General features: G+C 73.7%; 12 protein-coding genes and 2 pseudogenes. 6 read left to right on the top strand and 8 right to left on the bottom strand.

The window, feature by feature from the left end:
- On the top strand, positions 1–302 hold a 302-nt coding region (locus BUB17_RS27070; RefSeq protein ID WP_175561440.1), incomplete at its 5' end, for a transposase.
- Positions 303–319: 17 nt separating this feature from the next.
- Entirely contained in the window at positions 320–2,641 is a 2,322-nt protein-coding gene (locus BUB17_RS21030) for a PEP/pyruvate-binding domain-containing protein (protein WP_072920632.1), read from the top strand.
- A 41-nt stretch (positions 2,642–2,682) separates the two neighbouring features.
- Here BUB17_RS21030 and BUB17_RS27065 read toward each other — a convergent pair whose 3' ends face one another.
- The 3 genes from BUB17_RS27065 to BUB17_RS21015 all read right to left on the bottom strand — a co-directional run bounded on the left by BUB17_RS27065 (position 2,683) and on the right by BUB17_RS21015 (position 4,537).
- Positions 2,683–3,141: an SRPBCC family protein gene (locus tag BUB17_RS27065; protein ID WP_175561439.1), complete on the bottom strand. Its 459-nt coding sequence runs from the start codon at positions 3,139–3,141 to the stop codon at positions 2,683–2,685.
- Positions 3,138–3,581: a hypothetical protein gene (locus BUB17_RS27060; RefSeq protein WP_072920630.1), complete on the bottom strand. Its 444-nt coding sequence runs from the start codon at positions 3,579–3,581 to the stop codon at positions 3,138–3,140. The genes BUB17_RS27065 and BUB17_RS27060 overlap by 4 nt, the downstream gene beginning before the upstream one ends.
- Positions 3,582–4,258: 677 nt before the next feature.
- The gene (locus BUB17_RS21015; protein WP_072920629.1) at positions 4,259–4,537 is read right to left on the bottom strand and encodes an SHOCT domain-containing protein; all 279 of its coding nucleotides are present in this window, start codon (positions 4,535–4,537) and stop codon (positions 4,259–4,261) included.
- Positions 4,538–4,786: 249 nt separating this feature from the next.
- Between BUB17_RS21015 and BUB17_RS21010 the strand changes: the two genes are divergently transcribed.
- The 4 genes and pseudogenes from BUB17_RS21010 to BUB17_RS28635 all read left to right on the top strand — a co-directional run.
- Entirely contained in the window at positions 4,787–6,127 is a 1,341-nt protein-coding gene (locus tag BUB17_RS21010; protein WP_208983541.1) for an MBL fold metallo-hydrolase, read from the top strand.
- 377 nt (positions 6,128–6,504) lie between these two features.
- Positions 6,505–6,675 (top strand): hypothetical protein, encoded by a 171-nt coding sequence (locus tag BUB17_RS27055; RefSeq protein WP_175561438.1) that lies wholly within the window; start codon positions 6,505–6,507, stop codon positions 6,673–6,675.
- A gap of 187 nt (positions 6,676–6,862) precedes the next feature.
- A complete protein-coding gene (locus BUB17_RS21000) occupies positions 6,863–7,132 on the top strand; it encodes a DUF1876 domain-containing protein (protein WP_072920627.1) in 270 nt (89 codons plus the stop codon).
- 67 nt (positions 7,133–7,199) lie between these two features.
- A pseudogene (locus tag BUB17_RS28635) lies at positions 7,200–7,523 on the top strand (alcohol dehydrogenase catalytic domain-containing protein); the annotation flags it as partial.
- Positions 7,524–7,982: 459 nt separating this feature from the next.
- Here the strand turns inward: BUB17_RS28635 and BUB17_RS28630 are convergent.
- From BUB17_RS28630 to BUB17_RS20975, 5 genes and pseudogenes are all read right to left on the bottom strand, one after another.
- A pseudogene (locus tag BUB17_RS28630) lies at positions 7,983–8,117 on the bottom strand (CapA family protein); the annotation flags it as partial.
- A gap of 62 nt (positions 8,118–8,179) precedes the next feature.
- Complete coding sequence (locus BUB17_RS20990) at positions 8,180–9,706, bottom strand: carboxylesterase/lipase family protein (RefSeq protein ID WP_072920625.1); 1,527 nt, start codon at positions 9,704–9,706, stop codon at positions 8,180–8,182.
- A 268-nt stretch (positions 9,707–9,974) separates the two neighbouring features.
- Entirely contained in the window at positions 9,975–10,883 is a 909-nt protein-coding gene (locus BUB17_RS20985; RefSeq protein ID WP_072920624.1) for an NAD-dependent epimerase/dehydratase family protein, read from the bottom strand.
- 230 nt (positions 10,884–11,113) lie between these two features.
- Positions 11,114–11,755 carry a maleylpyruvate isomerase family mycothiol-dependent enzyme gene (locus BUB17_RS20980; protein WP_244277407.1) on the bottom strand — a complete coding sequence of 214 codons (642 nt, stop codon included), beginning with the start codon at positions 11,753–11,755 and terminating at the stop codon, positions 11,114–11,116.
- A 186-nt stretch (positions 11,756–11,941) separates the two neighbouring features.
- The gene (locus BUB17_RS20975) at positions 11,942–12,301 is read right to left on the bottom strand and encodes an MmcQ/YjbR family DNA-binding protein (protein WP_072920623.1); all 360 of its coding nucleotides are present in this window, start codon (positions 12,299–12,301) and stop codon (positions 11,942–11,944) included.
- Between the last annotated feature and the right edge of the window lie 212 nt (positions 12,302–12,513).

Below are 12,513 nucleotides of genomic sequence, written 5' to 3'. Positions count from 1 at the left end.
TGGCGCCCACCCTGACCCCCGGGCAGGTCGTGGTCCTCGACAACGTCGCCGCGCACAAGAGCGCCCGGGCTCGTCGCTTCATCGAGGCGGCCGGCTGCCAGCTGGTGTTCCTGCCCGCCTACTCACCCGACCTCAACCCCATCGAGGAGGCCTTCGCCAAGCTCAAGGCGCTGCTGCGGGCGGCAGCCGCCCGCACCCACCAGGCGCTGGACGCCGCCATCGCCGCCGCCATGCGCACGATCACACCGGCAGACGCCGCCGGCTGGTTCACCCACGCCGGCTACACCAACCCCATCAACTGACACGGACAGCGCTGTCAGTGCAACTGCGGGCGGCTTTCGAGGCCGCGCCGGTGCCCGAGGACCTCGCTGGTTCGATCGTCGCGGCCTGGCACCGCCTGGGCGGGCAGGCGGTGGCGGTGCGCTCCTCGGCCACCACGGAGGACCTGCCCGGGGCGAGCTCCGCCGGCCAGCAGGACACCTTGCTCGACGTCACCGTCGCCGAGCAGGTGGTGGACGCCGTCCGGCGCTGCTGGTCGTCGCTGTGGACGGCGCGGGCCCTGGCCTACCGCACCCGGCAGGGGACCCCGCACGCCGAGGCCGCCGTGGCCGTCGTCGTCCAACGGATGGTGCCCGCGGAGGTCGCCGGGGTGCTGTTCACCGCCGATCCGCTCACCGGACGCCGAGACCGGGTGGTGGTCGAGGCCGTGCGCGGGCTGGGGGACGCGCTGGTGAGCGGCCGGGTGACACCCCAGCGGTGGGTCCTGGACGCCGGCACGCGCGCCGTCCTGAACGAATCCGACGGGCCCGACGGGCCGCTGCTCGATGCCGAGCGCCTGCGTGACCTGGCCGGCCTCGGTCTGGCCGCGGCCACGCTGTCCGGCGCGCCCCAGGACGTGGAGTGGGCCACCGCTAGCGGTCGTTGCTGGCTCCTGCAGTCCCGGCCGATCACCACGCTCTTCCCGCTGCCGCCCGGCCCACCGGCCGGACCGGGGCTGCGGGTGCACATCCCGCTGACCCTCGCCTCACAGGGCATCGCCGAGCCCCTGACCCCCGCCGGTACCGCCGTCTTCGCCGGGCTGGCCACGGCCGTGTCATCCCTGTGGTCTCTCCGGAGCCGTCCGCGGCGGGAGCTGCCGCCGTGGGTCTCCCTGGCGGCCGGGCGGCTCTTCTACGACATCACCCCGCTGCTGGCCTCTCCCCGCCTGGGCCGGCGGCTGGCCGACCGGATGGCGCTCAAGGACCCGGCGACCTCGGCGGCCCTGCGTGAGTGGCTCGATCGGGAAGGCGACCGCCTGGATCGCGCTCGCGGGATGGTCCTCCCGGTCGGGCTGTCGGTGTGGGTGGCCCGCGAGGTCCCCGGACTGCTCGCGGCAACCGTCGCCCCCGACCGCGCCCGGCGGAGGCTGCTCGCCCGCGCGGACGACCAGGTGCAGCGGGTGCGGCAGGAGGCCGCGGGCCTGGCGGGGCCGCGGGAGCAGGTCAACTTCGTCCTCGAGAACCTGCCCCGGCGCACCTTCGACGTGGCCTGGTCCCAGCTGCCGCCCCTGTACGTGGGCCTGATCTCCGGCGCGCTGGCCGCCTGGCTCTGCGAGCGGTGGCTGGGCTCCGCGACCGGACTGGAACCGGTGCGCCGCTGGCTGCCCTCCGACCCGACGCTCGCCATGGGCGCCGCACTCGCACGACTGGCGCAGACCTGCCGCGAGGCGGGCGTCGAGCCGTCCCCGACCGCGCCCGGCACGGCGGAGTTCCTGGCCGCCTTTGGGCACCGGGCACCGGACCGGGAGATCGACCTGGGTCTGCCACGGTTCCGTGACGACCCGTCCTACGTGGTGCAGCTCGTCCGCGGCTACCTCGCGGCCGGCGACCCGGCCGAGCTGCTCGCCCGGCACCAGCGCGGCGCCGAGCAGGCCGAAGCGGCCGTCCGGGACCTGGTCGCCGCGGCCCGCCGCGCCCGCGGCCGGCTCCCCGCACTGGTGCTACGCGCGGTGCTCGTCCGCTACCGGGCCCTGGGCGGGCTGCGGGAGCGGCCCAAGTTCGACCTGGTGCGCGTGCTCGCCCTCGGCCGCGGCCTGCTGCAGCAGGTCGGTGTGGCCCTGGTGGCGGCGGGGCGCCTCGACGGTGCCGACGACGTCTTCTTCCTCGACCCGGCCGACCTGCGCGCCGGCGTGGAGGGGACGGCGCCGGACCTGCGCGAGCGCGCGGACCGCGGGCGCCGGGAGTACGAGCGGGAGCTCGGCCGGCGGGCCGTCCCGTTGGTCCTGACCAGTGACGGCGAGACGGTGTACGCCCCGGCCGCACCCGCGCAGAGCGCACCCGGCACCCTCGTCGGCACCGGGGTGTCACCGGGAGTGCACGAGGGCGTCGTACAGGTCCTCGACTCCCCGGTGGGCGCCACGCTGGCTCCCGGGGAGGTGCTCGTCGCCGCCAGCACCGACCCGGGCTGGACGCCGCTGTTCCACCTCGCCGGAGCACTGGTGATGGAGGTCGGTGGCGTCGTCTCCCACGGAGCGATCGTGGCCCGCGAGTACGGCATCCCCGCCGTCGCCACGGTGCCCGACGCGACCCGGCGCCTGCGCACCGGCCAGCGGGTGCGGGTGGACGGCGGCGCGGGCACGATCACCCTCCTGGACGACTCCTGAGCCCTCTCGCGGTCCCCGGGTAGGTACAGCTAGGAGGCGCGTCAGGCCGACGGGCCGCGGTTCCAGCACCCCACGCCGTAGCGCCCCCCGTTCCGGACTGACGTCCCTGCCCGGCAGGGGCTGCCCGGGACTTCAGGGGACGTCGGGCACCCGCTCTCCAGGTATCGCTTGAGCCCCTCCCAGCGCATCCGCGTACCGGCTCCCTCGGCTACGAAGGTGACCGCGCCGCGGACGTCTCCCACGGGCGTCCGCGTAGTGGAGGCGATGCGGTGGGGGCGGTCGATCCCGGTCAGCTCGACGGCCATCTCCACCGATCCACGGATGGTCCGGTGCAGCACCCGGAAACCTCGTCCCCACGCCAGGCGACCCGCGGTGAGCTGCTCGGCGCGCGACACCGCCGGGTTGCACCGCGGTTCGTTGCACTGGTCCGCGACGACGTCGAACACCACGTCGCCCGGGCGGTCGATGAGGATCTCACCGGCCACCCGCGGAGCCCTCACGGCACGAAGGCGGCGGTCGGCCAGGGACGGCGAGCCAGGTGCAGGGCTGCGGCGGCCAGTATCGGGTTGGCCATGGTGTAGCGACCCAGCGGCGTGGTCCCGACGCAGAAGACCGCCGCGCCGACCAGCCCGAGCCGGGCGGCCGGGCTGCGGCTCAGCACCGCCGCGGCCAGCGCCGACTCGCCAACGGTCATCGCGGCACCGAACGCCCGTGGCGCCGGTTCGGTGAGCGCCCGGCCGACTCGCCGGTACCACCCCCACGGAGCCCGCCTCGCCAGTACGGCGAACTGCTCGGGCGCCACCACCGTGAGGGTGCCGTTGACCCCGAGGCCCATGACGGCGAAGAAGAGCCCCAGCGCCCGCCGTCCGGCGGCGGGCCTCAGCCAGGCCAGCGCGGTCAGTCCTGCGTAGACCAGCGCCGCCACGGCCGACTGGGTCACGTCCTCGGCTCCCCGGTCCCGACCGTGGGCAGCGTCGTACCGTAGCGGCGCCGTCCTCCGTCGTCCCATGACTGCTCCCGTCCTCCTGGTGTCGACGCCGATGGCCCGGACGGACCGACGGCACTCTCGCGTTCACGACGCAGGTCCTCGGCGCTGGTGACCGAGTCCTCCGACCCCGCCCCGGGAGCGGCGCGTACTGGGGTCCTGGGGTCCCCACCGTGGGTCATCGAGGAGGAGACATGTACGGACGGGACAGCACCGGCACCGGTCGCCGAGCCATGGCGTGGCCGCAAGCCCTGGCACCGGTGGTCGCCGCCGTCTACACCGTCGTCGGCGTCGTCGGGTTCTTCGTCACCGGCTTCGACGACTTCTTCGCACACACCGGGGAGGAGCTCCTCGGCCTCGAGGTCGACCCGGGTCCTCGGCGGACCCGGCACCGGGCGGGCCGCCGCGCATGTCCTCGAGTCCGGTCATGTGCACCCCTCGATCGCGGTCCGGCCTGTCGCCGGGCTCCTGAGTCGACGATCGAGGACGCCCGCGGGGCGTGTCCGGGGTCGATGGTCACCGGCCGCGGGACCTCCGGCCCCCGCCGGCCGGCGGGACGCTGCGGTCCGCCCCTCGGTCACCGTCCGGTCGCGGGGGTCGTGGCCGTCGCCGGCGACCACGTGCCCGGGATCTCAACCGGAGCCGGTGCCCACACCCCTCAACGTGGCCAGCCGCCTGCGGTACTCGTCCTCGTCGATCTCGCCACGGGCGAACCGGTCGGCGAGCAGTCGCTCGGCCGTGTCCTGCCCGGCCGTGTAGGTGGGCCGGGAGAAGCCATCCCCAGGGCGTCGAACGGCGCGGACCACCAACCACGCGACGAGTGCGATCAGTCCCAGGAACAGCAGAGTGCCGATCATGCTGGCCGCCCAGCCCCAACCACTCATGTGACCCCAGTCGTACCAGCCCATCATGCGGACCACTCCTCGGTCAGCCGCGCCCCGGGCCGCTCCCGGAGTCCCGGCGCGATCGATGCTCGAGCACCGGTGCCTCGCGGCGCACCGAGCGGAGGTCCCTTCTGCCAGCGACCTACGTCCCCGGACGTCCCACCCCCGTCGGTCGTGGCAGCGCCGATCACGACGAACGGCCCGACCAGGTCAGGACCAAGGTCCGATCCGGGACGCCGCGCCTCCCACCGACCGTGGGGTCGGAGGTGAGGAGCCGTGGGCACTGCGGGGCAGCCGGACCGGTCGGCAGCGCTCGCGCCTCGGGCGCTGCTGGAGGAGGCCGCCGCTGGCGTGTACCGGTTGCGGACCGGACGGTTCCTCGGGGAGTCCAACGTGTACCTCGTCGCCTCCGGCTCCTCGTGGGTGTTGGTCGATGCCGCTCGGCCGTCGCGGGCGCCAACCATCCGGGCCGCCGCAGAGGCCGTCTTCGGGCCCGGGACGCGTCCGGCGGCGATGCTGCTCACCCACGTCCACCCCGACCACTCCGGCGCGGCGTACGAGCTGGCCCGGGTGTGGGGGGTGCCGGTGCACGTGCACCCGGCGGAGATCCCCCCGGCGGCGGGGGAGATCCTGCCCGGCTCCGCCAACCCGATCGACCGCTACGTGCTGGCCCCGTTGCTCCGGCTGCTGCCCCGGCGGCCGGACGGGCGCCGCGACCCGCTGGCCGACGTCGTCGCGCCGTTCGATCCCGACGGCGCGGTGCCGGGCCTACCCGACTGGCGCTGCGTCCCGACACCCGGGCACACCCCAGGCTCCGTCGCCTTCCTCCGGCCCGCCGACCGGGTGCTGATCGCTGGGGACGCCGTCCTCACCGTGGACACCAATTCCATACGGAACCTTGCGGGCGGCCGGTACGGGGCCTTCGGCCCGCCGTGGATCACGACGTGGGACTGGGCACGGGCCCGGGCGTCGGTGGCCCGGCTCGCCGAGCTGGACCCGGCCGTCCTCGCGCCCGGCCACGGCCGGCCCCTGACCTGTTCCGGGATCGCGGCGGAGCTGCGGGCCCTCGACCAGCGGATGGCCCGGCCCCTCCGCGCCACGGAGGGCTTCTTCCGCGAGGTGCGCTACAGCTCTCCCGGCAGCTACCGGCGGCCTCCGGCGGCCTACCGGCGCATGCAGTGGCTCGCCCACGTGCTCACCCGGCTGGGCTGGAGCCCCGGCGACGTCGTCAACCTCGAGGTGCCCGGCCGTCGGACGGGCACAATCCGGACGACCACCCTGCTGACCACGGTGCACGACGGGCATCGTCACCTGGTGGCCCTGGCCGGGGAGTCCGATTGGGTGCGCAACGTCCGGGCCGCGAGAGGGCACGTCGTCCTCGGCCGGCGCGACCGCCGGGCCGCCACGCTCGTCGAGCTGCCGACCGAGCAGCGCCCGGCGGTCCTGCGCGCCTACCTGCTGCACGCGCCTCGCCGGCGCACCCAGGTGGCACGCCACTACTTCGGGGTCGGTGCAGATCCGAGCGACGAGGAACTGCTGGCGGTCGCCGGCCGGTACCCCGTCTTCCGGATCGTCGAGCGCGCTGCCCCGTCGACGGAAACCCGGGGAAGGCCGTAAGTCCTCGCCGGCTGCGGCCCTGGGACTGGCGTGCGCCGGCCGACCCGCCAGCAGAGTGACGGGCGACCGACAGCTGGAGGAGGACTCCGTGGCGCTCAACCGGGCGTTCATGCTCCGCGAGGCGGCGTGCGCCCACCACGAGAAGCCGGCAGTCCTCTCCGCCGAGGGGTCCTCCCGGGGAGCGCCCGGGTCCACGGCGGGGTCGGCACCTGGCTGCGGTACGCACGGCGGAGGCGGCAGGGAGGACGCGAGCCCGCCGCCCGGCCCGAGGCGGCACGGGTCGAGACCGCCCCTGCCGGACCTCCGGGGGCCGGACCGCCGGCCTGGGAGCTGGAGCGGACAACGGCGGCGTGACGGCGGTCTGCCAGCGGGGTCGGATGGCAGCGGACCTGGTCCACGAGGACGGCGAGCAGGTGTGGGTCGAGTTCGAGCTGGACACCACCCCGCTCCTCGCCCGGCTGGGCACCGAGCTGGCCGACTCCGTGTTCGAGCCCGCTGCCCTGGCGCCGTTACGCCCTTCCTGGCGACCAACCGCGCGCAGCCGGTGAGGTGCTCGACGAGGTCTGCAGGCAAGCGCCCAACGCCCGCTCCCGGGTCGCGGGGGCGACCTGTCTGGTGCACGGCCGGGTGCCCTGAGGGGCCAACGGCCCCGTTCCCCGTGGCCGTTCGGCCGCGTCGGGACGGCCTGCCGGCGCGAATCGTCGGTGCACGGATTCCGAACGAGGGAGGACAGAGGTGGGCGAGGTCAAGCAGTGGACGGTCAGCATCGACATCGACGAGCACGACGGGCACACCCGCGCGGTCGCCCGGCTGCACACCCGGGACACCGACCGGATGACCGGCGTGGGCCTGGCCCGGCTGGACCCCGCCGACCGTGACGTGCCCGAGATCGGCGACGAGATCGCCGTCGCACGAGCGCTCTCGGACCTGAGCCACCGGCTGCTCCAGGCCGCCACCGAGGACGTCGAGCAGTCCACCGGCACACCGGCCCATCTCCAGATGTGACGGCCCTCCGCCAGGGGCCGGGATCTCCACGGCCCGGCCTGCGCCGCGGGCCGCCACGGCCGAGCCGGTGTCGGGCCGAGCCGTCGTCGCGCCCCGGCACGGCGGCCCCGAAGTCCTCGAGGTCCGCCTCTGGTCCGTCCGGCCGCCAGGGCCGGGCCAGGTCCGGATCGGGGTGGAGGCGGCCGGGATCAGCTACGCCGACCTGCTGACCTGCCAGGGCCTGCACCCCGAACGCCGGCGCGCGCCCTTCGTCCCCGGATGGGACGTGGTGGGCGTGGTGGAGTCGGTGGGTTCCGAAGTCGACCAGGTCCGCGTGGGCGACCGCGTGGCCGCCCTGACGATCGTGGGCGGCTGGGCCGAGTACGCCGTCGTCCCCGGCCGGTGGGTCGTCCCAGTGCCGGACGGGCTTCCGCAGACGCCGGCCACCGGGGTGATGGACCGGCTCTTCGCCGGGCCCACGCCGGCCGAGCAGGCCCGGGGGCTGCAGTTCCTGGCCTCCGGTGCGACCGGATTCTCGGACCTGAGCCTCAGCCAGCAGATCGCCCGGGTGCGGTTGGCCGGTGGCTGCAGCAGCGGCGGGCCGACCGTGTCGATCGCCGGGGAGATCTTCCCGCTGCTGCTAGTTCGACACGGTGGACGTCGTCAAGGTCTACGACCCGCAGGGCCGGACCGAGCGACCCACCGGAGCGGTGGACTCCATCCCGGAGTGCCTGGAGCCGTGACACCGGCACAGCCGGAGCGACCGGGATGCGACCGCGGCATGCAGGGTCCGCCCCCTCAACGAGCCGGCCGGAGCACGAGCGCGTCGTCCATCGCGACGACCGGCGATGCCCTCATGGTCGTCGACGAGGTCACCACAGCAGTGGAGCACCAGTTGGCCGCGGTAGAGCTCGATCGCCCGCGCATGGTGCGAGGAGTGCCCGTGCACCAGGTCGACCCCGGAGTCGATGAGCCGACGGGCGAAGCGGACGTGTCGCCGTGGCACGTAGTCCCCTCAGTGGATCGACACGCGCCGTGCTCGCGGAGACCGGGTGCCTCCGCGACTCGTCAGCGCACCCCTGCCCAGAGATGCCGCTCCCGCGCGTAGGGATCGTCGACCACCGATGACGTGACGTCCAAGCGCATGACCGCCCGCCTCTCGAGGTCGTAGCGCGGCCACCCCGGATCACCCCGCGACGCGAAGTCGATCCAGGCGCGGTGCATCGTGTCGGCGAGTTGCTTCGGGGGACTGTCCCCCAGCGCCCCGCCCAGCATCTGCCGGCGGCCGAGGTCCAGGGTGTCGAAGACGAAGGGGATCTCCAGGGCGTGGCAGGCGCCCAGGCGCCCGCCAAAGGCCGGTGAGGGCCACGCGAACTCGTACGCGTGGGTCGACGCCGGCGCGGGCGCGTGCGCGTCGGCCAGCCGGAGGGCGGGCACGCGGACCCACCAGTCGGTGAGCACGGCCGCGAGCATGTCGCCGGGACTGCTGCCGGGATGGGCTGCCCGGTAGGCGGGCAGCGCCGTCTCGGCCGTCAGCCCGAAGGCGGCGAGACTCCACGAGCCGTAGGTCTCCACCGGCCCGGCCAGCGCCTCCTCGGTGACCTGGTCGATGAAGCCGCCCAGGACGGGGAACATCCGCCAGTCGTCGGAGTTGGTGCCCACCAGCACGTCGACGTCCGCACCCGCACCGGCGGCGATCCGGTCGATCGGCAGCGTCGGCACCACGTCGCCGTCGACGACCGGGTGGAACGGCATGGTGCTGGCCACCACCTCCGTTCCCCAGCGCGCCGGGTCCGGCGCGCTGAGCACCTCGGCGTCGATCCGCGCCTGCGCCTCGAGCAGGCGGTCCACCGGTACGTGGGCGATGGCCTCCCGGGTGGCCGGCACCCCGAGCACCTCGGCGAGCCGCGCACCGATCCGCGCCGCCTCGGCCGCCGGCATGACGTGGTGGGCCGCGCCGCTCTGGAGCACGGCCCGCCGGAAGAGGCCCTCGGCCCGCGGCATGGACAGCAGGACGCCGATGGACATCGCCCCGGCGGACTCGCCGAACAGGGTGACCCGGTCGGGGTCGCCCCCGAAGGCGCTGATGTTCTCCTGCACCCAGGTGAGTGCGGCGAGGTGGTCCAGCAGGCCGAGGTTGGCGCCGTCGTCGCCGTCCCCCAGGTAGAGAAAGCCGTCGGCGCCGGTGCGCCAGTTCATCGTCACGCAGACGACGCCGTCGCGGGCGAAACGGCTGCCGTCGTAGCTGCCACCGGAGGAGAAGTGAAACGAGCCGCCGGGGCTCCAGACCATGACCGGCAGCCCCGAGCTGCCGGGGTCGGGCGTCCAGACATTGAGGTTCAGGCAGTCATCGCCCGGGACGGCCGGGTCGAACAGCATCCCGCTGGGGTCCTCGCGGGGGAACTGCGGCTGGGGCGGTTCCGGACCGATGACGGTGGCGTCGCGGACACCGGTCCACGGCTGGACGGGTCGCGGTGGCCGGAGGCGGTTGGCGCCGACCGGCGGTGCGGCATAGGAGATGCCGAGGAAGGCGCACACCCCGTCGGTGGTGATCCCGCGGACCTGGCCGTGCGTGGTGGTGACGATCGTGTCCATGGCCTGCCCCTCTGACACCAGCCCTGCACGCAGTTGCCCATCTGTCGGAACCAACAGGTGATCAGGAGCGCAGGGCGGGGCCCAGAGGCGACGTCCCCTCCCGGTCACGGGCCTTCGTCCTCCCTCACCCTCACCTACCTGGGCCGGCTCTAGCAGTGCTTCGTTAGGTCCTGCGGGTCGGGTGTCGAGATGGGTGCCGCAGACTGAACCGCCCCGGGTCGGGTGGAGGCACTGGGGTGCCGATACTCGTCTGGTGCCCCAGCCGCTGTCACGAACGTGTCATCAGTCCCTGCCGCAGCTCGTCCATGGCTCCCGCGAGGCTCACCCGCGGCGCCCAGCCCCACCCCCGCGCGCGGTTCGTGAGCAGCTGCCCGGTCCAGACCGGCTCGTCGGTCCACTCGGGCGCGACGCCTAGCGCGTCGGTCACCGTGCCGAGGTAGTCCCGCCACGTCGCCGGCTCGCCCGCGACGATGACCGGGGTCGTACCGCCGGCCACGGGGCCTCGCTCCGGGTCGTCGGCGGTCGCGACGGCGCCCGTGGCGACGTCCGCGACCAGGGCTGCCAGGTCGTCGACGTGCGCCCAGGCCCAGGTCTTGGCCGGGTTCACCCCGCGCTCACCACCGCGAGTCTCACGCGGTCGCAACGTGTTCCAGACCGACGTGTCCCCGGGGCCCGGAATCGCCGGCGGGCGAACCAGCACGGTCGTGAGCCCGCCCACCCGCGCGAGCGCGGTGTCGGTGGCGTTCCTGGTGTCGGCGTGGTCGCCGCTCCCCTCCGGCAGGAGGGGTGCCTTCTCGGCCACGTCCCCGACGCCGGCCGAGCGGTCGTAGACCCCGGCGGTGGACACGTGGACGAGCCGGGCGACGCCGGCGTCCCGGGCCGCCCGAGCGACGACCGGCGTGCCCTCGACGCCCACCCGATGCTGCACCGCTCGGGACGAATCCATCGGGTGGACTGTCGTGACGACGGCGTCGGCGCCCTGGGTCACCGCACGTGCGAGGGACTCGTCGGCGAAGTCGCCGACGTGCTTGGTGACTCCGTCGAGTGCAGGCGCGCTGCCAGGGCGGCGGACACCGGCGCGAACCGGCGCCGACCGCTCGACGAGCGCCCGGCACACCGCGGAGCCCACCAATCCGCTCGCACCAGTCACCACGACCACGGGAAAGGAATCAGCCATGTCATCCACACTGCCCGCGACGACACGATGGCGGCCCGCCGCCCGGGACGTCGTCGCAGCGTCGGGCCGCCCGGAGCGCCCGGCACAAGGTGGGCGGGACGACCGCCTTCAGCGGGTTCTGTCTCTTGCGCCGTTGTTCGCAGGTGTCGTTCGGGGAACCGACGCGGCTGCATTGTCAAGGGCCGCAGTGCTCGATGAGCGCATGCTCAACCTGATCGTCGATGACGAACTCAGCCTGCCGTTTGTGACGAGCCGCCATCGGGTTGCCAGGCCGGGTCGCGGCCGATGAAGGCGATCAGCTCGTCCTGCGGGGAGGCATTGTGGTCGACGGGCACGGCGGGGCCGAACTGCCCGCTGTCGCGCAGTAGCTGCTCCATCGGCTCCATGGCCGCCAGCGCGGCGCGGCAGCGCTCCTGGCCCAGATCGGGCTCGCGACCGAGCGCCTTGGCGAGGTCCCAGGAGTGCATCCAGACGTCTCCGGTGTAGAACTGGTCGATCGCCTCGGCCACGGGCTTGTCGCCAATGTGCGGGTTGCTGAGCACCCGTCCGGCGGAATCGTCAAGGACAGCTTGGATGTCGGTGACGTGCTGCTTCCAAGCGGCCAGGGGGTCAGCCTCGACGTCCAGGGCTGGAAGCTCGATCCCGGCACCCTCGAGGAAGCCGCGGGACCACTCGACCAGATGCTTCACGATGTCCAGGGCCGTCCACTCCGCGACCGGGCTGGATCGAGCCCAGTCGTCGGCCGAGGCTGACTCGACCAGCTCGGTGAACCGGCCCGCGTCGTAGGCATGCCGCCGGGCCGGACTCGTGAGGGCGGATGTCATGTCAGTCCCTTTCGCGAGCAGATCGTCGAGCTTTGTCGAAGCCCTCATCGACCCCGGTGTACGTGCGAGGTCATGCCGGGTCGGCCATCGTCGTTCTCAACCTATCGGTTGAGTACCAGGTTAGCGCGGTCTTCGGTCGTGGTCAACCGAGAGGTTGAGAAAGGTGACGACTCGCCGAGCCGGGTTCACACCCCTCCGAGCAGGGCTCTCCGTCGACTGACACAGACCCGGGCTTCACCCCGGGCCGATGGGATGACTCACGTCGTAGGCGCCCGAGAGCTTCTTGGGGACGACCATGCGCCAAGCGTCGACGACGAGCTCGCGGGCTTCGGTGGGGTCCAATGCCGCGAGTTCGGCGTGGACCCAGTTGAAGCGCATATCCGACGCCGTCGGCAGCTGGAACTTGTGCGGTTCGCTCAGGACCAGCAGCTCCCGCTCCTCCTTGGGGAACGCGAAGCCCATCACGCTCTCGTCCAGGGAGAAGGCCACGTAGACGATCCGCTTGACGCGGAACTTCAGTCTGCCGCGTACGTACACCTGATACGAGCGCTCCAGCTCGGCGCCCAGCGGCCGGACGTCCGCGATCGCTGCCATGTCACGACTCATCCGTCATGGCCGGCAGGCCGCCTTGCCGTACGCCGCCGGTCACCCACAACGGGGTCTGCTTCGTCCCGGTCATCACAGTCCGCTCCTCCCGCGTCGACCACCGGATCGACTGCGGCCGCGGGCCGGAATCATCGGTTGTCGCGTTCGCCGGGGAGTGGTGACACGTCCGCTCGGCCCGGGCCGGGTAGTCGTCGGTGCGG

The sequence above is a fragment of the Geodermatophilus obscurus genome (genome assembly GCF_900143215.1).
In the GTDB taxonomy this organism is placed as follows: Bacteria; Actinomycetota; Actinomycetes; order Mycobacteriales; family Geodermatophilaceae; genus Geodermatophilus; species Geodermatophilus obscurus_A.
This window is presented reverse-complemented; position numbering and strand designations above follow the sequence as displayed.

Bases quoted from the DNA above. Each gene is read 5' to 3' on its own strand.
- BUB17_RS20980 (WP_244277407.1), bottom strand. From the start codon at position 11,755: ATGAGGGCTTCGACAAAGCTCGACGATCTGCTCGCGAAAGGGACTGAC.
- BUB17_RS20985 (WP_072920624.1), bottom strand. From the start codon at position 10,883: ATGGCTGATTCCTTTCCCGTGGTCGTGGTGACTGGTGCGAGCGGATTG.
- BUB17_RS20990 (WP_072920625.1), bottom strand. From the start codon at position 9,706: ATGGACACGATCGTCACCACCACGCACGGCCAGGTCCGCGGGATCACC.
- BUB17_RS21015 (WP_072920629.1), bottom strand. From the start codon at position 4,537: ATGATGGGCTGGTACGACTGGGGTCACATGAGTGGTTGGGGCTGGGCG.
- BUB17_RS20975 (WP_072920623.1), bottom strand. From the start codon at position 12,301: ATGGCAGCGATCGCGGACGTCCGGCCGCTGGGCGCCGAGCTGGAGCGC.
- BUB17_RS27055 (WP_175561438.1), top strand. From the start codon at position 6,505: ATGGCAGCGGACCTGGTCCACGAGGACGGCGAGCAGGTGTGGGTCGAG.